Raw genomic sequence first — 23,495 nt, forward strand, 5'->3', positions numbered from 1 at the left:
TCAGGGGACATATCCGCTACCGGCCAGAACGGCGAGGATGACGGCTTTTCCCCTGTTGTTGGAGCACACATGATCAACCCCCACCTGCTCGATGAGCTGACCGAGCGCGGCCTTGTGGCCCAGAATTCCGACCCGGCGGCCCTGGCCGATCATCTTGCCACCCCGCGCACCGTCTATTGCGGGTTCGATCCCACCGCCGGCAGCCTGCATATCGGTCATCTAGTGCCGCTCTTGATGCTGCGCCGCTTCCAGCTGGCGGGCCACACCCCGGTGGCACTGGTGGGCGGAGCAACCGGCCTTATCGGCGATCCCAGCTTCAAGGCGACCGAGCGCAGCCTCAACAGTACCGATACCGTGCAGGGTTGGGTCGCCAGCCTGTCTGCCCAAATCAGGGCGCTGCTGCCCGCCGATGAGGGCCTGTCGGCCCCGCAACTGGTCAACAATGGCGACTGGATGGGGCAGATGTCCGCCCTCGATTTTCTGCGGGATATCGGCAAGCACTTCTCGGTCAATGCCATGCTGGCGCGGGAATCGGTGCGCCAGCGGCTGGCCCGTCCGGATCAGGGCATCTCGTTCACCGAGTTCTCCTACGCTCTGCTGCAATCCTACGACTTTGCGGTGCTGCACCAGCGGCTCGGTTGCACCCTGCAGATTGGCGGCAACGACCAGTGGGGCAATATCACCAGCGGCATGGATCTCACCCGTCGCCTCCATCAGGCGCAGGTGCACGGCATGACCCTGCCCCTCATCACCAAGGCAGACGGCACCAAGTTCGGCAAGACCGAAGGGGGCGCGGTCTGGCTCGATCCGGCGCTCACCTCCCCTTACGCCTTCTACCAGTTCTGGCTCGGCACCGCGGATGAGGATGTCTACCGCTTCCTGCGCTACTACAGCTTTATGTCGCTGAGCGAGATTGATGCACTGGAGGCGGAAGACGCGAAGCGGCAGGGGCGCAAGCAGGCCCAGCAGGTGTTGGCGAACGAGCTGACCGAGCTGGTACACGGCAAGGCGGCGCTGGCTGCGGTGCAGCGCATCAGCGAGCTGCTGTTTAGCGGCGATGTGGCCCGCCTCGGCGAGAGCGATCTGGCCCAGCTGGCGCAGGATGGCATGCCGTGTAGCACCGTCAGCGGCGAGACGGATCTGGTCAGCCTGCTGGTCAGCTGCGGTCTGGCGAACTCCAGGCGTATCGCCCGCGAACTGCTGGCGGTGGGCGCCATCAGCCTCAATGGTGTGCTCAAGCAGGATGATCAGCTGAGCGCCACTGATCGGCTGTTTGGCCGCTACCTGCTGCTGCGCCGGGGCAAGAAGCAGTATCAACTGGTGGAGTGGCAATAAGCCGCAGGGCGGGGAGTTCAACCTCCCCGCCCGCCCCCTGAATCCCTTTTGAATCCCGAGTTGCGATCCCCCTCACAGCCTCTCCCGTCAGCAGCCACCATACTGGCACCGGCGAACATGGAGTACGCCACACAATCTGTTCCTCACGATTCAACAAGGATGCTGATGATGAAGAGATGGCTTCTGGTGCTGCTCTGCACCCTGCCCATGCTGGCACACGCCAGCGGATACACCCAGACCCGCTACCCCATAGTACTGGTGCACGGCCTGTTCGGCTTCGACAAGCTGCTCGGGGTCGATTACTTCTACGGCATTCCGCAGGCCCTGAGCCGGGATGGTGCCAAAGTCTACGTGGCTCAGGTGTCGGCCACCGCCAGTTCGGAACAACGGGGGGAGCAGCTGCTCGCCCAAGTTGAGCTGCTGCTGGCGGCCACCGGCGCCGAGAAGGTCAACCTGATCGGCCACTCCCACGGCGGCCCCACCATCCGCTATGTCGCCTCGGTCGCCCCCGAGCTGGTCGCCTCCGCCACCAGCGTCGGCGGGGTCAACTACGGCTCCGAGATTGCCGATCTGGTGCGGGCCAATGCCGCCCCCGGCAGCGCCGCCGAGAAGCTGGCTGCCGCCGCGGCCCACGCCCTCTCCGGCATGATTTCACTGCTCTCGGGCGGGAGCCAGCTACCGCAAGATCCGGTCGCCGCCCTCGATGCCCTCACCAGCAAGGGGGCCAGCCAGTTCAACCAGCGCTACCCGGAGGGGCTGCCCAGCCGCTATTGCGGCGAGGGGCCGATGCAAGCAACCAACGGCGTCTACTACTTCTCCTGGAGCGGACGCGGCAACCTGACCAATCTGCTGGATCCGGTGGATCCTGCACTGGCGCTGACCGGCGCCTTCTTCAAGGAGCCCAATGACGGGCTGGTCGGGGTCTGCAGCAGCCACCTTGGCAAGGTGATCGGCACCGACTACCGGATGAATCATCTGGACGAAGTGAACCAATCCTTCGGCATCCACCATCTGTTCGAGACCGATCCGGTCACCCTCTATCGCCAGCATGCCAACCGACTCAAGGAGCTGGGACTATGAAGATAGCCACCCTGCTCGTCGTGCCCTGCGCCATCACCCTGCTGCTTGGCGGGGTGTTGCTCTGGCCCACGGCACCGACGACAGACTCATCCCCTGCTCAAGCCAGCCAGCATGCACAGAGCCACCCGCACGATCCCGAGCAGGAGGCCGCCGATGCCCTGCAGGCGCGCTATCGCACCTTTGTCTCCGCCCAAAGCAGCCTGACGGTGCCCACCGAGATCTCCCTCGCCAGCTTGCAGATCCTGTTTGACGAGCGGGAGCAGCTGCGCCAGCAGAGCTTTACCCCGGCCGAGCAGGCCCAGCTGTTTGCCGAGGATCGGCTGATGGAGCAGTTGACCCTGCGCCGCAGGGCGCTGGCGGAAGCAAGAGACAGCGACAAGTCGCAGCTGGCCAGCGAGCTGGATCTCTGGCTGGCGGAGCAACCGGGCTGGTTTCGCGAGGCGGAGGCCAACAGCCGTCTGCTTGAGGAGTTGCAAGAGCTGGCGCAGATGGACCCGGCCAAACGGGAGGCTCTGCTGCTGGAGACGGGGGGGCCGGAAGCGGTGGATCGGATGCGCCAGCTGGAGCAGAACCGGCAAGGGTTCGAGGAGCAGCTCAGCGGCTTTCTGGCCGAGCTCAGACAACTGCCAAACGAGGCCAGGGCCGAACAGCAGCAGGAGCTGCTGGCACGCTGGTTCGAGCCCGGCCAGTGGCGCCGGGTCGAGGCACTCACCCGGCTCAAGCTGGGGGAGCCACACACCAAATGAGAAAGGGGCCCGTGATGGGCCCCCTTGCTATTACGCTTATTGCGGCTTGTTGGCCCCCGGCAGCGGCTGCCAGGTGAGGCGGGTTACCTGAGTGCCCTGCACCTCGCACTTGAGGCTCAGCTCCTGCCACCCCTTCTCCTGACGCAGGGAGACCTCCCCTTCGATCCCCTGCTCGCCAATCTTCAGCTTGTCCTGCTCGAAGATCACCTTGTCGCCATGGGCGAGATCCATCAGTTTGCCGTTGCAGAGCCAGTGAGCGAGATCCGCCCCCTTCAGCTTGACGCCACCCTTGGCCGCCTTCTGTTCGGCCGCGCTCACCACAAACAGCTTGCTCAGCTCGGCAGCCCGCTTGGTGAGCCACTCCTGACGCTGCTGCATGCTCATCTTGCTGATGAACTCGGCGGGCTGGCCCTTCTCGTCCAGCCATTGGGTCAGCTTGCCGCTGTCATCAAAGGCGAACTGGGCGGCGGGCTCTTTGACCCCGAACAGCTTGCCGCCCTTGAAGTAGTAGCGGCTCTCCCCTTCCAGCTTGCCCAGCTCGTTCATGATGGGCACGGCGATGATGACGGGGGCGCCATCGATCCAGGCTTTGATATCGACGCCGTCATGGCTGAATTGACGGGTATCGAGGGCGCTCTCGGCCCCCTTCTCCATCAGGGTAAACTGCTCGGCGAGAGAAGCGGCCAGAGAAGGGAGGGAGCAGAATCCCAGGGTCAGCGCGATCGCTGTGTTGCGCATTGAGTTGTACATAACACTCCTGTGATGGGCCATCCGGCCCGTGGTTAACTCTCTGTCAGCCAGGCCCGCAGACCTTCCCGGTGAGCATCGCTCAGGGGCAGGGATTGGCGGGCCCGGTAGTCAAAATGGATCAGGGTCGTTTCGGCGGTGACGGCCAGTTCGCCGCCCTGCCAGGCCTCCTGCCAGACCGTAAAGGAGCTGGTGCCGATGCGGCGTACGCCGGTCTTGATGGTGACCGGCTGGCCGTAAAACAGCTCCCGTTTGAACTGCACCGTATAGCCCGCGATGATCAGGTGCCAGTTATGCACATCCAGATCGGGGGAGAAGATCCGGAACAGGGGATCCCGCGCCGATTCGAACCAGACCGCCGGCACCGTATTGTTGATATGGCCAAGGGCATCCGTCTCCTGAAAGCGGGGTTGGATCTGCATTTCCAGCATGAGTTGACTCCTTGTCTCTTTGTTTCTGTCCTTGTCCTGTTGATTGGACATCAGTGGCCAATGGGGTGGCTGCCGGGCATCACCAGCGGATCAGCATGTTACATGATACTGCTGGCCCAAGCACAGGGATGCCCACGACCCTGCGATACCGGCCAGCAGGTGTCGCAGTGCGGCGAGTTTTGGTGCTCTGCAAAAAAAGCGGGCAGTAAAAAGCCCCGCACATCTTGGGTGTGCGGGGCTAGTGCAGATAACCAAACGGCTTGGGGACTAGCCGAGCAGATCGAAGCGATCCGCATTCATCACCTTGTTCCAGGCGGTGATGAAGTCACAGACAAACTTCTCCTTGTTGTCATCCTGGGCATAGACCTCGGCATAGGCGCGCAACACCGAGTTGGAGCCGAACACCAGATCCACCCGGGTGGCCGTCCATTTCAGGGCGCCGCTGCGGCGATCGCGGATCTCGTAGAGATTGCTCGCTTTCGGCAGCCACTGGTAGCCCATGTCGGTCAGGTTGACGAAGAAGTCGTTGCTGAGTACCCCGACCCGATCGGTAAAGACCCCGTGCCCGGTACCGCCGTGGTTGGTGCCGAGCACCCGCATCCCGCCGACCAGCGCCGTCATCTCGCAGGCGGTGAGCCCCATCAGCTGAGCGCGATCCAGCAGCAACTCCTCCGCCGTCACCACATAGTCCTGCTTCAGCCAGTTGCGGAAGCCGTCGGCCAGCGGCTCCAGCACCTCGAACGAGGCCACATCGGTCTGAGCCTGAGTGGCGTCCCCCCGGCCAGGCGCAAACGGCACGCTCACCGTCACCCCGGCTGCCTGGGCAGCCTGCTCGATGGCGAGGTTGCCCCCCAGCACGATGAGATCCGCGACGCTGACGCCACACTCGGCCGCGAGCTTGTCATAGACCGCCAGCACCTTCGCCAGCCTCGCCGGTTCGTTGCCCGGCCAATCCTTCTGCGGCGCCAGCCGGATGCGGGCACCGTTGGCTCCGCCCCGCTTGTCGGAGCCACGGAAGGTACGGGCACTATCCCAAGCGGTAGTGACCCGCTCGCTGATGGAGAGGCCGCTGGCGGCAATCCTGGCCTTCACCGCCGCCACGTCATAATCGGCACGTCCGGCTGGCACCGGATCCTGCCAGATCAGATCTTCTGTCGGCACATAGGGGCCGACATAGCGGCTCTTCGGCCCCATATCCCTGTGGGTCAGCTTGAACCAGGCGCGGGCGAAGGCGTCGGAGAAGGCCGCCGGATCATCGCGGAAACGCTCGGCAATCTTGCGGTACTCGGGGTCGAATTTGAGCGCCATATCGGCATCCGTCATCATGGGTTTGCAGCGGATCGACGGGTCCTCCACATCCACCGGCATATCCTCTTCAGCGATATTGATCGGTTCCCACTGATGGGCCCCCGCCGGCGATTTTTGCAACCACCAGTCGTACTTGAACAGCAGATCGAAGTAGCCGTTGTCCCATTGGGTCGGGTGGGTGGTCCAGGCCCCTTCGATGCCGCTGGTCACAGTGTTGCGGCCGATGCCGCGGCTGTGGTGATTGATCCAGCCGAGCCCCTGCTCCTCGAGGCTGGCCCCTTCCGGCTCGGGCCCAAGCTGTTTGGCATCGCCGTTGCCGTGAGCCTTGCCGACGGTGTGGCCACCGGCGGTCAGCGCTACCGTCTCTTCATCATCCATCGCCATGCGGGCGAAGGTGACTCGCATATCTTGCGCGGTTTTCAGCGGATCGGGCTGGCCATCCACCCCTTCCGGGTTGACGTAGATAAGCCCCATCATCACCGCCGCCAGCGGGTTTTCCAGATCCCGCTCGCCGGAATAACGACCACCCGGCTTGCCGCTGGGCGCCAGCCACTCTTTCTCCGATCCCCAGTAGATATCCTTCTCCGGGTGCCAGATATCCTCGCGGCCAAAGGCGAAGCCGAAGGTCTTGAGCCCCATGGACTCATAGGCCACGGTGCCCGCCAGAATGATCAGGTCGGCCCAGCTGATCTTGTTGCCGTACTTCTTCTTGATGGGCCACAGCAGGCGACGGGCCTTGTCGAGGTTGGCGTTATCCGGCCAGGAGTTGAGGGGGGCGAAACGCTGGTTTCCGCTGCCACCGCCGCCCCGGCCATCGGCGATGCGGTAAGTCCCGGCCGAGTGCCAGGCCATGCGGATCATCAGGCCGCCGTAGTGGCCCCAGTCGGCGGGCCACCACTCCTGACTGTCGGTCATCAGGGCGGTCACATCCTGCTTGAGGGCCGCCATATCGAGCCCCTTCAAGGCTTCCCGATAGTTGAAACCGGCCCCCAGCGGATTGGTCTTGGTATCGTGTTGGTGAAGAATGTCGAGGTTGAGGCTCTGCGGCCACCACTCCATTCTGGACGTCTCGACGGAGGTGGTTCCCCCGTGCATGACCGGGCATTTTCCTGCGGAACTGTCTGAATTGTTGCTCATCGTTTTCCTCATTTGCTCTGCTGTCCATAACCTGAAACAGCATGGCACAGAGGCGTGACACAAACTGTGCAGCAGCGGCCGATTTACGGATCTTTCACGCAAGCGGCCACGGAACGCCCGTCAGCCGCGACAGAAATTGGACGAACTATGGAGCCTCTGCGGGCTGATGGGTCGGCTCGGGCCGCAGCCAGGCGCTGCGAAAATCGAACCAGCCGAGCGCCGTCATCCGCACCCCGTGCACGCCGACCCGGCTCTCCAGCTCCAGCCAGTGGTGAAACAGCGGCACAAACCAGCTCTGCTGCTGCACCCTTGCCAGCAGGGCGCGGGGGCCAGGCACCTCACCGCTGGCGCGCCACTGCATCAACCCCTGCCACAGCTCATGCTGACTGCTCCACACCTTGCGCAGCAACGGAGTGCCCTGCAACCAGGCGTAGGGGGCAAAGGGGCCGGCATGCTCGAGGTTGAGGGTGCCGAGCCAGAGATCCACGTCTTCATCCTCGCCACTCACCCAGCGACCGTAATCGAGGGTGCGCACCTCCAGCCGGATCCCCTGTTCGGCCAGCAGGCTGCTCATGGCGTTGGCGCACTCGTTGAACTCCAGATGCTGGTTGAAGCAGGCAAGCACCAAGGTCGTCGGCAACTGCGCCGGTGTGGGCAAGGGGGCGGGCAGTGCTTCGCGCCAGTGGGGCAGCAGGCCGAGGGCGCTGGTCCAGCCCCGTTGCAACTCGGGGGCGACCCGCCCCATCAGAGCCACCGGATTGAGCAGCTGGCCGAGCCACTGGCGCAGGGCGGGATCCTGCAAGGATCCGGAACGATCGTCCTGCAGCAGGAAGTAGCAGCCCGACTCCAGCTCCGATTCGCCGCGCATGGTACCGAGCTCAGGGCTGTCGCGCCCAAGCTGCAGATGGGTCTCCAGCCGCTCTGCCAGCTCCGGCAACATCCAAATGTCGATCTCGTCGAGCAGGGCGCGCAGGCCGAAGTAGTCGTCAAACGCCGCAAGGCAAAGATGCAGGGGATCGTTGGCAGCCACCCGGTAAGGGCCAGTGCCCACAGGTTGCAGGGCAAAGCCCGCCTCCCCCTTGAGCTCCCGTGGCAAAATGGTCGCCACCGGCTCCGCCAGCAGGTGAGGCAGCCAGGGATCCGGGCTGTCGAGATAGAGATCCAGCGTGCGCGGCCAGGGGCTCTCCAGCCGGTCCAGATGGGCGAACAGCGGGCGATCCCGCAAAGCCAGCAGACTCTCCATCACATCCTCCACCACCAGCTCGCGGCCGTGGTGAAAACGCACCGCCGGGCGCAGGTAGAAGCGCCAGTGGCAAGGGCCCAGACACTCCCAGTGGTGGGCGAGATCCCCTTCGATTTCCCCATTTTCCTCATTTCGCCGGGTGAGGCCGTTGAAGATCTGGCGGCTCAGGTGAATTTCGGAGCGGCGCATAGGGCCGGTGGGCAGCAACTGCGGCAGCGGGCGATAGTAGGGCACCCGCAGGATCTGGCGCCCTTCGCGGGTGGCCTGACCGAGCTGTTCGATCAGCAACGGAGTGAGCAGATCGAGGCGATCCTCGGCCAGCCGCACCGCCTGTGCCAGCTGGCCCTGACTGAGCAGATCCCGCAAGCGGCGCCGGGTCAGGCTCTCCTGACTATCGAGCAGGGTAAGTCGGGAGCGCCGCCCCCGCCCCGCTTCCGCCGACCAGCTGAGCCAGCCCTGATCCTGCATCCGCCGCAGCAGCAGACGGGCGTTGCGTGGGGTGCAGCAGAGCAGATCCGCCACCTCGGCGAGGCTGATCTCCCGCTCGTCGCTGCCAAGCAGCTGGGCGAGTCGTTGAAATTGCTGGTAGAGGCGACTGGTCGGCATAAAAGAGGAAATCCTGTTGCTGTAAGCCATCAGTTTTTACTTCCGCATTTTAGCTCAATACTGCTGATGAACGTGAGAACCACAGCAGAGGAGCATCATCATGAGCCACGCCAATCGCCTCAAACCGAACCGGATCCAGCAGACCCTGCGCCGTTACTTCAAGCGGATCCTGCCGCGCCCATTGGCGCTCATCGAGGATCCCATGCAGCAGCTCAACCGCCTGATGCAGTGGGATATGAACCAGATCGATGACAAGGAGTATCGCCGTCGCCTCTGAATGCGGGCCATGCCAACCACTCGGGACGCGCATCCCCTGCGGGCGACATTGCTTTGCCGGATCTTGCTGTTTACATCGGCCACGGGCCTGATAGATTGGACGTCTATCCATCTATAAATGCCATAAGCAACATCCAACAAGGAGTGTGTGATGAAAGATGCGACCCTGGCCCTGCACCACGGCTTTTCCAACGACCCCACCACCAAGGCGGTCGCCGTGCCCATCTACCAGACGGTGGCCTACGAGTTCGAGAGCGCCCAGCACGGGGCGGATCTGTTCAATCTGGCGGTGCCGGGCAACATCTACACCCGCATCATGAACCCCACCAACGATGTGCTGGAGCAGCGGATGGCCGCGCTGGAAGGGGGGATCGCCGCACTGGTGGTCTCGGCAGGTTCCGCCGCCATCACCTATGCCATTCAGGCGCTGACCGCCGCCGGTGACAACATTGTCTCCACACCCCAGCTCTATGGCGGCACCTATACCTTGTTCGCCCACATGCTGCCGAGTTTCGGGGTCGAGGTGCGCTTCGCCAAAGATGACAGTGCCGAAGCCATCGCCGCCCTGATCGACGACAAGACCAAGGCGGTCTACTGCGAGAGCATCGGCAACCCGGCGGGCAACATCGTCGATTTGGCCGCGCTGGCCAAGGCAGCCCACGCCCGTGGTGTGCCGCTCATCGTCGACAACACGGTCGCCACCCCGGTGCTCTGCAAGCCCATCGAACACGACGCCGACATCGTGGTCCACAGCCTCACCAAATATGTCGGCGGCCACGGCAACTCGCTGGGTGGCGTCATCGTCGACTCGGGCAAATTCCCTTGGGCGGATCACGCCGAGCGCTTCCCCCAGCTCACCAAACCCGAACCCTCCTACCACGGGGTGGTCTACACCGAGGCCTTTGGCCCGGCTGCCTTTATCGGGCGGGTGCGTACCGTGCCGCTGCGCAATACCGGCGCGGCGCTGGCGCCGATGAACGCCTTTCTACTGCTGCAAGGGCTGGAAACTCTCAGCCTGCGCATGGAGCGCCACGTGGATAACGCCCTGCGGGTCGCCAATCACCTCAAGCATCACCCCAAGGTGGCCTGGGTCAGCTACGCCGGTCTGCCGGGCCACCCGCACTATCTGCTGGCAGAGAAGTACATGGCCGGTCGCCCCTCGGCCATCCTCTCGTTCGGCCTGAAAGAGGGTTACGAGGCGGGCGTGCGCTTCTACGATGCACTAAAGATCTTCAAGCGGCTGGTCAACATCGGCGATGCCAAGTCGCTGGCCTGCCACCCAGCCTCCACCACCCATCGCCAGTTGAGCGAGGAGGAGCAGGCCAAGGCTGGCGTGAAACCGGAGATGATCCGGCTGTCGGTCGGGATCGAGGCGATCGAGGACATACTGGCGGATCTGGATCAGGCGCTGGAGGCCTGAGTCAGTCAGCAAGGGAGCGGGCATCAGCCCGCTCTTTTTTAGCCATCGGTGAACCGCCCCCCTCGCCTGCTCGTATACCCCATCCTGCCACCGAATCGAGGTCGTTATGATAGTCCTGCACCACCTGAACAAATCCCGCTCCCAACGCATCATCTGGCTGCTCGAAGAGCTGGGTCAGCCCTATGAGATCAAGGCGTATCAGCGCGATGCCGCCACCTTTCTGGCGCCGCCCGAGCTGAAAGCCATCCACCCTCTCGGCAAGTCGCCAGTCATCGAGTTCGACGGCCGGGTGCTGGCGGAATCGGGCGCCATCACCGAGTACCTGATCGCCCGCTATGCTGCCGATCGGCTGGCACCGGCACCAGATAGCCCGGAGTATCCCGAATACCTGCAGTGGCTCCACTTTGCCGAGAGCTCGGGCATTCTGCCGCTGCTGCTCGACATGTTCGTGCGCAAGGATGGCAGCCCGATGCGCTTCCTGCCGGACTACGCCAAGGCGGAGTGTGCCAAGGTGCTGGGCTACCTCAATGAGGTACTGGCGAATCGCCACTATCTGGTGGGGGATCGCCTCTCCGGCGCCGACATCATGAACTCCTTCCTGGTGGATCTGCTGGCGCAAAACGGTCAGCTAGCCCACTTCCCGCATCTGCAAGCCTACTGGCAGCGCCTCAATACCCATCCGGCCCGTCAGAAGGCGGTAGAGCTGGAGCTGGAGCGTGAGCTGGATCAGCGCCCCTGACCCGAGTCGCCATCATGCAAAACGCCCCGACTGTCGGGGCGTTTTTGTTATGCAGCGGGCTGCGGTTTACTTGGTCGCTGGCACCTTGTCCCGGCGCGACTTCCACCACCAGCGCAGCCGGATCTGGGAGATGAGCATCCCCGCCAGCATCAGGGCACAACCGGCAATGGCGCGCTCATCCAGCGTCTCCCCCAACAGCAACACGCCACCCACGGCGGCAAAGACGGTCTCCAGACTGAGGATGATGGCGGCATGGGCCGGATGAGCACCCCGCTGCCCCACCACCTGCAGGGTATAACCGACCCCGACCGACACCAGCCCGGCATAGAGCAGCGCCTGCCAACCGGCCACAGCGCCGCTAACAGTCGGAGTTTCAATAACAAAAGCGGTGGCGAGGCTGAGCAGGCCGCAGACCACGAACTGCACTCCGGCGAGCTTGATGGGAGCAACACGGTTGGAATAGTGATCCACCAGCAGCAGGTGAACGGCCCAGAACAGGGCGCCGACTACCTGCAACAGATCGCCAAAGCCGATGGTGAACTCGTCGGTGACGCTCAGTACATAGAGACCGGCCAGCGCAATGACGGCGCCGATCCAGGTATTGAGACCACTCTTGTGGCGCAGCAGCAGCCCCAGTACCGGCACCAGAATGATGTAGAGCCCGGTGATGAAACCGGCCTTGGCGGCAGTGGTATAGAGCAGCCCCACCTGCTGCAGGGAGGCGGCACAGAACAGCACCAGCCCGGCCAGCACACCACCGATCAGCAGCTGGCGATGGTCGCCCGCAACGGCAACAGGTTGTCGGGATTTGAGCCACCAGAGCAGCGGCAGCAGGGAGAGGGCGCCGAGCAGAAAGCGCAGGCCATTGAAGGTATAGGGCCCCATGTGATCCATCCCGAGGCGCTGGGCGACAAAGCCCATACCCCAGATGGTGGCAGCCATCAGCAACATCAGATTGGAGCGCATGGCGATTCTTCCTTAAATCGGCGCGTGACGGGTTATCCGATCCAAGATACCCGCCTCCCTATCCTCTTGTCTCCACTCTTTGTCTTCGCTCTCGCTCTCAACGCGCTGCATCGCACTGCTTTTGAGCACAGCGAGTGTTACAGCAGCGAGGGCTTGGTGAACACGGCCAACAGGGCAATCAGTAGCAGATTGCCCCGCAGGATCCACACCACCCGGAAGTGCTGCTGGATGGAGATCATCGGCGCCTTGCCCAGACGCAGGGCGCGACGCCAGCGATAGAAGAGGCGGCTGGGATAAACGAGGGAGCCAACAATCAGCAGAAACAGCCCCATCTTGAGGCCGTGGGCAGGATGGGCAAAGATCTCTGCCACCGAGCTGGCATGCTCGAGGGCCAGCAGACACCCGGTGGCAAAGATGGAGAAGAGCGCCAGTGCAGCCACCCCATCTGCCAGCAGCAGGCGGCGCACTCGCAGCATGTTCAGGCCGCGCCGAAAGATCAGATACTCGACACAGAGGGCAAGGATTAGCACCGCTATGCTGCCATAATGAATCATTGAGAGCAGAGTGTGGTTCAGCATCGGAAACATCTCATTTTCTGCCTTTAGACGAGCCGCACAGCATCATATATGCTGGTGTCACCCGAGACGAAAAGGATCTGTTCATGTCCCCCGCCAAGCCCAAGAACACTTGGTCTTTGATCACCCGCATGCGGCTGGGCCTCCTCTTGCTCTTTATCCCTGTGTTGCTGCTCGGCAGCATCTACTACCTGCATATGGAGCGCACCCTGCGCCACGAGCAGCAACAGAACCTGATTGCTCGCAACACCCAGTATTTCCATACCCTGATCGAACCCTATCTGGCGACCCTCAAACGCCAGTTTACGCTCATTTATCAGCAGGTAAATTATCGGGATTTCAGCGGCCCGGAGATCCTTAACGGCGAGCGCTACCTGCAACAGTGGCAGGCCTATCACAAGGTGATGGAGCTCGATTACGTCTACGTGGGCACCGAGCATCGCAAGATGCTGATCCACCCCTCCTGGCAGGCCGACGAGAAGTTCGATCCCAGAACCCGCCCCTGGTATCTGCTGGCCGCCAGCCATCCCGGACAGATTGTCTGGACTGATCCTTATTACGACTACACCTTGGGCACCCTCACCATGGCGCTGGCCCGGGTAATTGAAGATCCTGACGGCAAGCGGGTTGGCGTACTCTCGCTGGATACCCAGCTCACCCCCCTCACCAGCTGGCTCAACAACAAGCATGATGAGACTCACCCTCTGGGGGCTGGCTATCAGATCCTGCTCAACCATGACGGACTGGTGCTGGCCCATCAGGATCGCGAAAGGGTATTCAAACCCCTCGCCCACCCCGACTGGCTGGCCCGGATGCAACTGCCGCAGGGCTTTTTCCTCGATGATGCCAGCGGCCTGATGGTCTCCTACTACCGCATCCCCGAGCAGCGCTGGATCCTGCTCAGCGTCGAGCCGACTGCCAGCATGCAGCAGGTGATCGACAGCGTCTCCATCAACGTGCAGTTGATGATTGCCGTCGCCTGCATTCTCTATCTGCTGCTGGCCCTGCTCTGGTCCCGCTACTTCCGCCGGATGCTGGGGGAGATCACCCTGCTGATCCGCGCCAGCCGCTCCGGCGGTATCGCCTACAACGGCCGCCGTATGCTGGAGCTGGCCAAGGTCTATGAAGAGATGGATGCCGCCAGCCAGGACTTTGCCCAGATCCGCCTGCAAGCCCATCAGGACAAGCTCACCGGGCTCTACAATCGTCGCTTCTTCGACGAGTGCCTGCAGAAGCAGCTCAACAGTGGCGCTCCCTTCGGGGTGGTGATGTTCGATCTGGATGATTTCAAGCGGGTCAACGATACCCACGGCCATCAGGCGGGGGATGTGGTGCTCAAGCGGGTGAGCAAGCTGGGCATGAATCTGTTCCACGAGTGGGGCTGGTTTTGCCGCTATGGCGGCGAGGAGCTGGTGCTGATCTTCCGTTACGGCGAAGAGCAGCCGATGCTCCCCTCCCTGCTGGAAGCGTTCCGGCTCGGGGTGGAGCAGCTGGAGTGGCGCGAACCCGATCTCACTATCACCATCAGTGGCGGGGTGGCCTTCAGCCGCTCCGGGCTCTCGGCCAAAGAGCTGGTGGAGCTGGCCGACAAGGGGGTCTATCAGGCCAAGCGGGAGGGGAAAAACCGTATCTGCTTCCCGCTGCGCCACACCCCTCACCAGAGTGCCGAGGAGGATATTCCCGCCTTTGGCGAGCCTCGGCAACAAACCAACGAGGGGTAGCCCCAGCGGCCAGCCTCAACCACAACGCCGTCAGCAAAAACAAAGAGAGAGGCTCCAGCCTCTCTCTTTGTTTATCGTGCTTCTTGCCGCACGTTAAGCCAGTGTGGCGCGCGACTCAGCGCTGCCACTCCCACACCGGCCAGCCCAGCTCCCCGGCCTGCTGGCGCAGCGCGGGGGCAGGATTGACCGCATGGGGATGGCTCACCGCCCGCAGCATGGGCAGATCATTGTGGGAGTCGCTGTAGCCAAAGCTCCCCTGCCAGAGATGCTCTCTGCCGGCAAAGAGCTGGTTGATGCGGGCCACCTTGCCCTCGCGAAAGCTGAGGGTGCCGCGGGTCTGGCCGGTCAGCATCCCCTCCTCCTCATCGAGCAGAATGGCGACGCAGTGATCCATCCCCAGCATCTTCGCCATGGGGGCCACCAGATGCTCGCCGGAGGCGGAGATGAGCACCAGGTCGTCGCCCCGCTCCCGATGCCATTCGATACGCGCCAACCCCTCGGGGTAGAGGCGCTCGCGCAGCACCTGCTCGGCAAAGCGGGTAGAGAGCGAGTCGAGCCACTGGCGCGTCTTGCCCGCCAGCGGTTGCAGGGTGAAGGCCATGTACTGGTGCATATCCATCTTGCCCTGATGGTAGAGGGACATCATGGCCTGCTCCTCCGCAATCATGCTGGCGGGGGCCAGCTCCTCGGCCACCATGTACTCCAGCCAGAGGCTGGCGGAATCCCCGGCAATCAGGGTCTCGTCCAGATCAAACAATGCCAGTGCCATGAGAGCTCCTTGCGGTAACAACGAAAATGAAACGAGGCGTCATGCTACCTCACAGAGTTGATCCCGGGCCACCGCCAGGGTCACGGCACTGCCGGGTGCCAGCAGATCGCCAGCCGAACGGTTGAGGCAATCCACCGTCAACAGCCCCGCCTCGCACTCCACCTGATAGCGGATGACGTTGCCGAGCAGCTGTTGCTGGCGAATGATGCCGGGCAGGCTGGGCTCGCTGCTGGCCGCCCCTGCGGGCAGCAGGGTAATGGACTCAGGCCGCAGCGCCAGCTTGCCCTGAAAACGGGGGCCAAACAGCGACTTGCCCTGCTCGGCGCCAAGCAGGTTGTAGTTGCCGATAAAACCCGCCACAAACTCGCTGGCGGGACGGGTATAGATCTCCTCCGGCGTGCCACTCTGGACGATGGATCCCTTGTTCATCAGGAAGATCCGATCCGACATGGTGAGCGCCTCCTCCTGATCGTGGGTCACGAAGATGGTGGTGAGCTCAAGGCGCTGCTGGATCTCGCGGATCTGCTGGCGCAGGCTGCGGCGGATGCGGGCATCCAGCGCCGAGAGCGGCTCGTCCAGCAGCAGGATCCGCGGCTGCACCACCAAAGCCCGGGCCAGTGCCACCCGCTGGCGCTGACCGCCGGAGAGCTCGGCCGGATAGCGGCGCTCGAAACCGGTCAGCTCCACCAGCGCCAATGCCTCCTGCACGCTGGCCGCCAGCTCCCGCCCCGGCTGGGGTTTCATCTTGAGGCCGAAGGCGACGTTGTCCCACACCGTCATGTTGGGGAACAGCGCATAGCTCTGGAACACCATGCCGATGCCCCGCTTCTGGGGTTCCTGCCAGGTGATATCTTCACCGGCCACCCGCACCTGACCGCCATCCACCGGAGTGAGCCCGGCCAGCGCCCTCAGCAAGGTGGACTTGCCGCAGCCGGAGGGGCCGAGCAGGGTCACCAGCTCCCCCTTGCGGATGCCGAATTCGATCCCCTCGAACACCGGGGTCTCGCCATAGGATTTGTGCAACTGATTGACTTCTAAATGGAACATCTTGGATCACCGATGAAATCTGTTGGCCGCCCAGGTGAGCAGCAGGGTCAGCAGGAAGTAGCTCATCACCAGCGCACTGGTGAAGTGGCCAGAAGTGGCGCGCATGTTGTAGAGGTAGACCTGCAGGGTCTCGTAACGGGTGCCCACCAGCATGTTGGCAAACACGAACTCGCCGAGCAGGAAAGATAGAGAGAGAAACAGCGCCGCCAGCAATCCCTTGCGCAGGCAGGGGATCACCACCAGCAGGAAGGCGCGCCGACTACTTGCCCCCAGCAGATGGGCGGCATCCATCAAATCCCTGAGCGGTACCCCTTGCAGGCTGTTGGCCAGCGCCCGATACATAAAGGGGAGCACCACGGTGAACCAGGTGCCGATCAGGATCCACGGCGTGCCGATAATCGGCAGAACACCATCGGCGTAGATCTGCAGCAGCCCCACTGACGAGACCACAGGTGGCACCGCGAAGGGGAGCAGGATCAGCAGGTTCATCCAGGGATCCAGCTTTGGGAAGTAGTAGGCCACCACCAGCACGGTCGGTACCAGCACCAGCGTCCCCAGCAGCAGGGTAGCGAAGCAGACCAGGAGGCTGCGGCCAAACGCCGCCAGAAAGCGCGGATCGCCCCACAGCTTGAGATACCAGTCGAGGGTAAAGCCATCCGGCAGCAGGGTCGCCCCCCAGCGGGTGGAGATGGAGTAGAGAAACGTGGCCAGCAGCGGTAGCAGCAGGGTGGCGACCAGCCCACCCAGCACCCACTTGGGCCAGCGCGGCGTCAAATCATGCATGGGATTGCCCCTTGTTCACATAGCTCTTTTTCAGCAGCCACTGGTTGGCGGCCGTCACTACACCCAGCAGCACCATCAGGATCACCGCCAGCGCCGCCGCCATATTGGGCTCGAGGAAGATATCGCCGGAGACCAGACTGGCCACCCGGATGGTCACCAGATTGAAGTTGCCGGTGGTGAGGGCGTAGGCGGAGGCATAGGCCCCCACCGCGTTGGCAAACAGGATGATCAGGGTGCCGAGCAGCGCAGGCGTCAGCACCGGCAGTGCCACGTGCCACACATACTGCCCCTTGCTCGCGCCGAGCAGCGCGGCCGCTTGCGGCCACTCATCCTGCAGCGCATCAAACGCCGGGTAGAGCAGCAGCAGGGCGAGCGGGATCTGGAAGTAGGTGTAGATGAGGATAAGGCCGCTACCCGAGTAGAGGTTGAAGCCGTCGATCAATCCCCATGATTTCAGCAGCAGGGTCACCGCACCATTGATGCCGAGAATGATGATAAAGGCGAATGCCAGCGGCACCCCGCTGAAGTTGCCGGTCATGGTGACGAAGGCCAGCAGCAGCCGCTTGACTCGCTCGCCGCTGTGGCGCAGCGCCGCCGCCCCGAGAGTACCGATGGCAAGCCCCGCCAGACTGGCGATACCGGCAATGCGCAACGAGTTGCCGAACGATTGCAGGTAGAAGGGGGAGCTCAATATCTCCAGGTAGTAGTCGAGGCCCCAGCCATCCGGGGTCTGAAAGCTGCCCACCAGCACCCACACCATGGGGGCAAGCTGGAACAGGATCATCAGCAGGATAAACGGCAGCAATACCAGCGCGGGCAGCCAGTGACGGCGCACCCGGCGCCGGGTTACCACGGGTTGATCCAGCAGGATCTCGGTGGTGGCGGGCATCATCAGTGCACCTCACGCATAAAGGCCGCCTTGAGCAGCGGGGGAGCAACCGGTTTATCGTGGGGAACGCCCAGCAAGTCGGCCATCAGGGCGCAAAGTTGGGTCTGGGCGATAACAACGCCATCCGGCCAGTGTTCGATAAAGGCATCGCCAAACAGCCAGAGCGGCACGGTGCGCTCCTCGGGCAGGGTGCCGCCGTGGCTCAGGTCGTTGTTCATACCGTGATCCGAGGTGATCACCACCTGATACCCCTCTGCCAGCCACTGGGGCAGCAGATCGGCCAGCAGGCTGTCCATCCGGCGCGCCTGATTGCGGTACTGGCGCGAATCGAGGCCAAACTGGTGGCCAGCGTCATCCACCCCCATCGGGTGGATCAGCAGAAAGTCGGGATCATGTTGGGTTCTGAGCCACTCGCCATCCATCAGCAGATGGCTGTCGGGGTAGTTGTCATCCCAGTAGAAGCAGCCGTGCTGGATGGGTAACTGCTCGTCATGGGTGTAACGATCTCGCAGCGCCAGCCAGGGGCTGCGGTTGTAGAGTTCGCTCACCCAGTAATAGGCCGCCGCTGCGGTGCGTTTACCCGCGGCGCGGGCCAGATGGAAGATGGCGTCGTGCAGACTGAGGCGACTCACCCCGTTGTGTGTGATGCCGCTGGTTACTGGCGGTACGCCGGTCAGGATGCACTCGTAGAGCGGTCGGGAGAGGGAGGGCAGGGCACAGCTCAGGGTCGTATACAAGCCGCGCTTCGCCTCCACCATGCCACCGAGGTAGCCCATGGTGTGGGCTACCTCGGCTGCCAGACCATCCACAAGTACCACTATCACCTTGTGTTGCACTGGATTCCCTTACTGCATGTTGATCATGACGGTTTCTTGCCACTGGCGCGGCAGGGCTTTGGAGCTCTGCTCCCAGGCGGCATGGTCGCTGACCGGCTTGGCATTGGCATACTGCTCGGCGGGCAGCAGCTTGGCCTTCACGTCATCCGGCAGGGTCACGTTGCTGCGGATGGGGCGGGCATAGCCACGGGCCAGGTTGATTTGACCGGCATCGGAGAGGATGTATTCGCGCGCCAGCTTGGCGGCGTTGGGGTTCTTGGCCCACTTGTTGATGATGGTGGTGTAACCGGCGATGACGGAGCCGTCGCTCGGGATCACTACCTCAAACTTCTTGGGGTCAATCTGGTCGCGGTAGTTGAGGGCGTTGAAGTCCCACAGCACACCCACTTCCACTTCGCCCTTCTCGATATTGGCGATGGTCGGGTCATTCAGCGACAGACGACCCTGCTTGGCCAGCTGGCCGAACAGCTCCAGCGCAGGCTTGAGGTTCTTCTCGCTGCCGCCGGTGGCATAGGCCGCCGCCAGCACGCCGTTGTTGGCCTGGGAGGCGACACCCACATCACCCAGGGTCACCTTGTAGTCGCCACCCAGCAGGGATTGCCAGCTGGTGGGGGCGGCCTTGACCAGATCCTTGTTGATCAGGAAGGCGATGGTGCCGGTATAGGCCAGCATCCAGTGACCGTCCGCATCCTTGGCCCAGTTGGGAATATCGGCCCAGGTGGAGGGTTTGTAGGGCTGGGTGACCCCCTGCTTGACCGCAACCGGACCGAAGGCACCACCCACGTCGCCGATATCGGCGGTGGCGTTGGCCTTCTCGGCGGCGAACTTGGCGATCTCCTGCGCCGAGCTCATGTCGGTATCCTGATGCTTGATGCCGTAGATGCTGCCCAGCTGCTGCCAGGTATCCTTCCAGTTGGCCCAGCTGTCGGGCATGCCGATGCTGTGGAGCTGGCCTTCGCCACGGGCGGCCTTTTCGAGATCCGCGATATTTTCGGCTGCATAGCTATTTGTGGCAAACAACGGTTGGCTGATGGCCACCATGGCCAGTGCACTTGCGATCACGCTTTTCATCATCCCATCCCTCTGGACTAGGTCAGTTAAGGTTCGAGAGGGATGCTAGAGGGGAATTGTGACGGTGGCGGGGCGCTTTAATGGCAGTTTGATGACAATCACCCTGTCATGGCGCTGTCATCCACAGCGGTTACAACTCTGAACCCGAGTGAGGCTGGACTATTCCAGTAAGGGATTGGCCAGCCACCCGCCTTCTGAATAAGCAACAGGGACAAGAGTGTGACCGAGCCGAGATTGAGCGAGCAGAGAGTGAACGAACAGAGCATGGCCGATGGCCGCGTCTCCTCCAAGTGCGAACAGATTTGCCAGACTCTGCGCCGCTATATCGGCAGCGGCCAATTGGGGGCCGGGCAGCAGCTGCCCGCCGAACGGGCACTGAGCGAGCGTTTCGCCACCACCCGCATCACCATCAAGGAGGCGCTCTCCAGCCTCGAAGCAGACGGCCTTATCTACCGTGCCGAGCGGCGCGGCTGGTTTGTGGCGCCACCCCGCCTCACCTACGATCCCGCCATCCACACCCACTTTCACCAGTGGATCGGCGAACAGCAGCGCACCGCCGAAACCCGGGTGCTGGCCCACGGCAGCGAGCTTGCCAGCAGCGAACTGTGTCGCTGGATGGGGCTGGAACCCTTCACTCCACTTTATGAGATCCGCCGCCAGCGACTAATCGACGGCCGCCCTGTGCTGCATGTCAGCCACCACCTGCTGGCGAGCCGCTTTCCCGATATCGCCAGCGCGCCGCTGGCCAGTTCCCTCACCGAGCTCTATCAGCAGCGCTATGGCATAGGCCAGGGTGGGGCGAGTCTCGAGATCACCCCCTCGGCGGCGCGCGGCGCCATCGCCCGCGCCCTCAATCTGGCGGAGGGGAGCGCGGTGCTGCGGCTGGTGCGGGTCAACTACGACGAGCGAGGCGGTCTGGTGGATTGCGATATCGAGCACTGGCGGCCGGATGCCATTCGTATCTGTCTCGATACCCGGGCGCTGCAACCCATCATCGCCACAGCGCAGCCCATGCAACTGGCAGAGTAACCACGCTCAGACTCACGAGCAGACACGGATCCCGCAGGATCCGCCGGGATCAGTTGTCGATATTGGGGATCATGTCGTCAAAGCTCTGATAGCCGCAGTCGGCCAGTTGCAGCGACATGGTGTAGGTCTTGGCGTGCTCCTGCTGGCCGATGGCGGGGCGGTTGAGCTTGATCTCCTGATGCCAGTACTCCTTCATCCGGTCGATCAGCGCCATCGCCTCCCCCTCGTTGAGGTGCAGCTGGCAGAGCGCCATATAGTTGTTCGACTTGTGCATGTTCTCCACCAGATACTCCCCCAGCACCGACATTGCCTGCCGTGCCTGCTGGCGGGCGAAACGGCTGTGCTGCTCGAAGCTGATCCGCTCGCTGATCAGGAAGTGGTAACTGTTGTCGATACCAAGCTGCAAAATGCCGAGCTTCTCCAGCTTGCGCAGATAGAGGTAGCAGGAGGCATCGGTCAGGCCGTACTCCCGCTTGAGATCGATCAGCGTCTTGTCGCGCCAGAAGATATTGGCGAGAAAGGCGTAGAGCCCCGGCTCGTTGTGAAACGCCTCATCCTGCTCCTGAGTGAAGACGGCGCGGCGGCTCTGGGCGTCCTGAGTGCGATCCAGCAACTCCTCGAACGAGAGCCCCACCAGATGGCAGATCTCCAGCAGAGTATCGAACGGCAGCGAGGGCTTGTTCATCATCCGTTTCACGGTCGCGATGGAGACACCCATGGCTTCTGCCAGGGTCTGATAGCGGATCCCCTTGTCGGTCAGGGTCTTCTTCAGGGTGTCGAGAATATTGTTGGCCAGGGTCTGGCTGTAGGTCATGCCACTCTTCCTTGTTATCGCACTTTCATTGCATGGTTATGCCGAGTCAGCTTCTGACCTGTTTTTACCTTCAAGGCTCAGATATTGACACCGAAAAAACAGCCTAGAGAAAAAATCGCCTATAACGCCCATCAGGACAGACCAGTTGAACGATGAGGTCGCAAAATCTGACACCAGACAGTGCATATCTTTCAACCCGCAAACATTTTGCTAGTGCTGCATAGAACATCGCGCATAATCGAAACGTATCGAATTCAAGACCCTTCCTGGTTGAGAAATCGATTGTTTGCTTCCAAATTTTTATCTTTTAAACCGTAAGGTTTTTTCTCTTTCCTGGCATTGGGCGGCGCTGATAGCACCGCCCTTTTCTTTTCCCTGAATTCGCAGGTCAGGTCAAGGGCCCCGGCAAGGGGAAGTGTCACCGGCCACCCGCCGCCCACTGATGCACCAGCCACCACGACCTCTCTGGCAAGGTATTCTAAACGGTCGTCAATACCGTGTTATTGCTATGCAATATATTTAAATGGCTTGATTGGAAAGCTTCATTAAATATAAAAACGAATATAATAAAGTTATTTAAACCTCCAAAAACCTATCTTTTAAATGGCTTGTGTATATAAGCAGACGAAATTAATCAGGCCGCACGACCCATATCTGCTTATCGCGCCTAATGCCCACCCCAACAACTGCGACCGGGTAAAGAGAAAAGCCACCCATAAGAACCCACCCACTCATCTGGTGGGCAACATAGCCCACGCAAAAACAGCCTCAAAAGACCACCAAAAGTCACAATGGGAACAATCCCAAACCTCAAAAAGAGCAAAAAACAGGCAAAAAGATAGATTTTTTTCTCACGGTTTCACCTTGTGATACGTTCAAAAAATCATCGAAAAGAACCTGATGCCAATCAGTGACATCTGAGATGCCAATTTTTAGACAACTCATCACGGCCACGCTCGAATGAAAAATTAATACCTAGACAAATCAATCACATAGAATCAAAATCGAACTCTCAGCCTGTCATTTGCCTCACCAGTTAATTATTTAAACCTCAATAAAGCTAAAACTCTAATAACACCATTTATTAAACAAAATGACCCTGCTTGCAGCCAGTCATATTTAGAAGAATGGGGAAATCACTCTCTTGTTATTCAGAAATGTGCTGACTATACTGCGGCCCCTCTGTGAAAGCAGAGCAATGACGGAAATATAAAAAGCTTCATGGATTGAGCAATATAAATCACACGCAGTTCACGCAACACAAGGTTATTTATCCATGAACAAGTTTAATAAAATTGCCGCTTTCTCCCTGCTTGCTCTGGCCATAAATGGCGGCGCCCATGCCGAAGGCTGGTATGCAGGTCTGGATCTGACCACCTCCAAGATGGATCTCGATGGTGCAGCCAAAGACGCCTATGACGCCAAAGTGATCGACGACCAGCTCGACGGCGGCAGCCTGATCGTGGGTTACAGCTTCAAACCCTGGCTGGCGGTCGAAGGTGGCTTGCACGCCCAACAGATGGATCAGCTGACCTGGGTGACCTCCCCGATTGCAACCGGCTTTGCCGACACCACCATCGAAACCCGCAGCATCAGCCTGGCAGCCAAGCTGAGTCAGCCGCTGGCCTGGGGCTTCAGCGCCTATGCCAAACCGGGCATCGCCTACACCCGCACCGAAGTGGAAGTTGTCGGCAACGCCACCCTCCTCGGCTTCAGCGGTCAGGTAAACGAGAGCGCAACCAAGAGCAAGGTACACCCCAATCTGGAAGTGGGTCTGGACTACGCCTTCAACGACCACTTCTCTGCCGGTATCGGTTACGAGCGCCAGTTCGACGCCCTGAGCCTGGGTGACGAGCACTACTCTCTGGATACCTTCAAGCTGGGTCTGCGCTACCACTTCTAAGTCGCGCCGCGTCAGTCACAATAC

At 61.6% G+C, this 23,495-nt stretch carries 22 protein-coding genes; 9 read left to right on the plus strand and 13 right to left on the minus strand.

Annotated elements, in window-relative coordinates:
* The first annotated feature begins 69 nt into the window (after positions 1-69).
* The 3 genes from tyrS (at position 70) to ACB040_RS04585 (ending at position 3,161) form a co-directional block, all read left to right on the plus strand.
* A complete protein-coding gene (gene tyrS, locus ACB040_RS04575) occupies positions 70-1,335 on the plus strand; it encodes a tyrosine--tRNA ligase (RefSeq protein WP_371153404.1) in 1,266 nt (421 codons plus the stop codon).
* 168 nt (positions 1,336-1,503) lie between these two features.
* On the plus strand, positions 1,504-2,415 hold the full coding sequence (locus ACB040_RS04580; protein ID WP_005355232.1) for a triacylglycerol lipase: 912 nt from the start codon (positions 1,504-1,506) through the stop codon (positions 2,413-2,415).
* Entirely contained in the window at positions 2,412-3,161 is a 750-nt protein-coding gene (locus ACB040_RS04585) for a lipase secretion chaperone (protein WP_371153406.1), read from the plus strand. Before ACB040_RS04580 ends, ACB040_RS04585 begins: the two co-directional genes overlap by 4 nt.
* Before the next feature lie 36 nt (positions 3,162-3,197).
* Here the strand turns inward: ACB040_RS04585 and ACB040_RS04590 are convergent, their stop codons facing one another.
* From ACB040_RS04590 to sgrR, 4 genes are all read right to left on the minus strand, one after another.
* A complete protein-coding gene (locus tag ACB040_RS04590; protein WP_371153449.1) occupies positions 3,198-3,899 on the minus strand; it encodes a hypothetical protein in 702 nt (233 codons plus the stop codon).
* 44 nt (positions 3,900-3,943) lie between these two features.
* Positions 3,944-4,339, minus strand: a complete 396-nt coding sequence (locus ACB040_RS04595) for a thioesterase family protein (RefSeq protein ID WP_005336457.1) — start codon at positions 4,337-4,339, stop codon at positions 3,944-3,946.
* 267 nt (positions 4,340-4,606) lie between these two features.
* A complete protein-coding gene (katG, locus tag ACB040_RS04600) occupies positions 4,607-6,784 on the minus strand; it encodes a catalase/peroxidase HPI (RefSeq protein ID WP_371153408.1) in 2,178 nt (725 codons plus the stop codon).
* A 145-nt stretch (positions 6,785-6,929) separates the two neighbouring features.
* Positions 6,930-8,633: an HTH-type transcriptional regulator SgrR gene (sgrR, locus tag ACB040_RS04605; RefSeq protein WP_371153410.1), complete on the minus strand. Its 1,704-nt coding sequence runs from the start codon at positions 8,631-8,633 to the stop codon at positions 6,930-6,932.
* Between the two features lie 100 nt (positions 8,634-8,733).
* Between sgrR and ACB040_RS04610 the strand changes: the two genes are divergently transcribed.
* The 3 genes from ACB040_RS04610 to ACB040_RS04620 all read left to right on the plus strand — a co-directional run bounded on the left by ACB040_RS04610 (position 8,734) and on the right by ACB040_RS04620 (position 11,068).
* Complete coding sequence (locus ACB040_RS04610) at positions 8,734-8,910, plus strand: hypothetical protein (protein WP_371153412.1); 177 nt, start codon at positions 8,734-8,736, stop codon at positions 8,908-8,910.
* A gap of 150 nt (positions 8,911-9,060) precedes the next feature.
* The gene (locus ACB040_RS04615) at positions 9,061-10,329 is read left to right on the plus strand and encodes an O-acetylhomoserine aminocarboxypropyltransferase/cysteine synthase family protein (protein WP_371153414.1); all 1,269 of its coding nucleotides are present in this window, start codon (positions 9,061-9,063) and stop codon (positions 10,327-10,329) included.
* Between the two features lie 106 nt (positions 10,330-10,435).
* Positions 10,436-11,068 carry a glutathione S-transferase family protein gene (locus tag ACB040_RS04620; protein ID WP_371153416.1) on the plus strand — a complete coding sequence of 211 codons (633 nt, stop codon included), beginning with the start codon at positions 10,436-10,438 and terminating at the stop codon, positions 11,066-11,068.
* Positions 11,069-11,134: 66 nt separating this feature from the next.
* Here the strand turns inward: ACB040_RS04620 and ACB040_RS04625 are convergent, their stop codons facing one another.
* Together ACB040_RS04625 and ACB040_RS04630 are read right to left on the minus strand one after the other, a co-directional pair.
* A complete protein-coding gene (locus tag ACB040_RS04625) occupies positions 11,135-12,034 on the minus strand; it encodes a DMT family transporter (protein WP_005356804.1) in 900 nt (299 codons plus the stop codon).
* A 137-nt stretch (positions 12,035-12,171) separates the two neighbouring features.
* A complete protein-coding gene (locus ACB040_RS04630) occupies positions 12,172-12,612 on the minus strand; it encodes a DUF2214 family protein (RefSeq protein ID WP_005355246.1) in 441 nt (146 codons plus the stop codon).
* 83 nt (positions 12,613-12,695) lie between these two features.
* Between ACB040_RS04630 and ACB040_RS04635 the strand changes: the two genes are divergently transcribed.
* On the plus strand, positions 12,696-14,330 hold the full coding sequence (locus ACB040_RS04635; RefSeq protein WP_338773402.1) for a diguanylate cyclase: 1,635 nt from the start codon (positions 12,696-12,698) through the stop codon (positions 14,328-14,330).
* 115 nt (positions 14,331-14,445) lie between these two features.
* Here ACB040_RS04635 and ACB040_RS04640 read toward each other — a convergent pair whose 3' ends face one another.
* Genes ACB040_RS04640 through ACB040_RS04665 form a run of 6 tightly spaced genes read right to left on the minus strand, consistent with a single transcriptional unit; the run spans position 14,446 to position 19,725 of the window.
* Complete coding sequence (locus ACB040_RS04640) at positions 14,446-15,099, minus strand: HAD family hydrolase (RefSeq protein ID WP_338773401.1); 654 nt, start codon at positions 15,097-15,099, stop codon at positions 14,446-14,448.
* Positions 15,100-15,138: 39 nt separating this feature from the next.
* A complete protein-coding gene (locus tag ACB040_RS04645; protein WP_338773399.1) occupies positions 15,139-16,146 on the minus strand; it encodes an ABC transporter ATP-binding protein in 1,008 nt (335 codons plus the stop codon).
* Between the two features lie 6 nt (positions 16,147-16,152).
* Positions 16,153-16,929 (minus strand): ABC transporter permease, encoded by a 777-nt coding sequence (locus ACB040_RS04650; RefSeq protein ID WP_005355251.1) that lies wholly within the window; start codon positions 16,927-16,929, stop codon positions 16,153-16,155.
* Complete coding sequence (locus tag ACB040_RS04655) at positions 16,922-17,821, minus strand: ABC transporter permease subunit (protein ID WP_194495684.1); 900 nt, start codon at positions 17,819-17,821, stop codon at positions 16,922-16,924. The genes ACB040_RS04650 and ACB040_RS04655 overlap by 8 nt, the downstream gene beginning before the upstream one ends.
* The gene (locus tag ACB040_RS04660) at positions 17,821-18,654 is read right to left on the minus strand and encodes an alkaline phosphatase family protein (protein WP_338773396.1); all 834 of its coding nucleotides are present in this window, start codon (positions 18,652-18,654) and stop codon (positions 17,821-17,823) included. The genes ACB040_RS04655 and ACB040_RS04660 overlap by 1 nt, the downstream gene beginning before the upstream one ends.
* Before the next feature lie 9 nt (positions 18,655-18,663).
* Positions 18,664-19,725 (minus strand): ABC transporter substrate-binding protein, encoded by a 1,062-nt coding sequence (locus tag ACB040_RS04665; RefSeq protein ID WP_194495704.1) that lies wholly within the window; start codon positions 19,723-19,725, stop codon positions 18,664-18,666.
* Between the two features lie 264 nt (positions 19,726-19,989).
* Between ACB040_RS04665 and ACB040_RS04670 the strand changes: the two genes are divergently transcribed.
* The gene (locus tag ACB040_RS04670) at positions 19,990-20,754 is read left to right on the plus strand and encodes a UTRA domain-containing protein (protein WP_371153451.1); all 765 of its coding nucleotides are present in this window, start codon (positions 19,990-19,992) and stop codon (positions 20,752-20,754) included.
* Positions 20,755-20,803: 49 nt separating this feature from the next.
* Here the strand turns inward: ACB040_RS04670 and ACB040_RS04675 are convergent, their stop codons facing one another.
* Positions 20,804-21,568 carry a helix-turn-helix transcriptional regulator gene (locus tag ACB040_RS04675; RefSeq protein ID WP_005336490.1) on the minus strand — a complete coding sequence of 255 codons (765 nt, stop codon included), beginning with the start codon at positions 21,566-21,568 and terminating at the stop codon, positions 20,804-20,806.
* Positions 21,569-22,844: 1,276 nt separating this feature from the next.
* Here ACB040_RS04675 and ACB040_RS04680 point away from each other — a divergent pair.
* Positions 22,845-23,471: a porin family protein gene (locus ACB040_RS04680; protein ID WP_371153422.1), complete on the plus strand. Its 627-nt coding sequence runs from the start codon at positions 22,845-22,847 to the stop codon at positions 23,469-23,471.
* Positions 23,472-23,495: the final 24 nt, after the last annotated feature.

This window comes from Aeromonas sp. S11(2024) (assembly GCF_041402345.1).
Taxonomy (GTDB): Bacteria; Pseudomonadota; Gammaproteobacteria; order Enterobacterales; family Aeromonadaceae; genus Aeromonas; species Aeromonas veronii.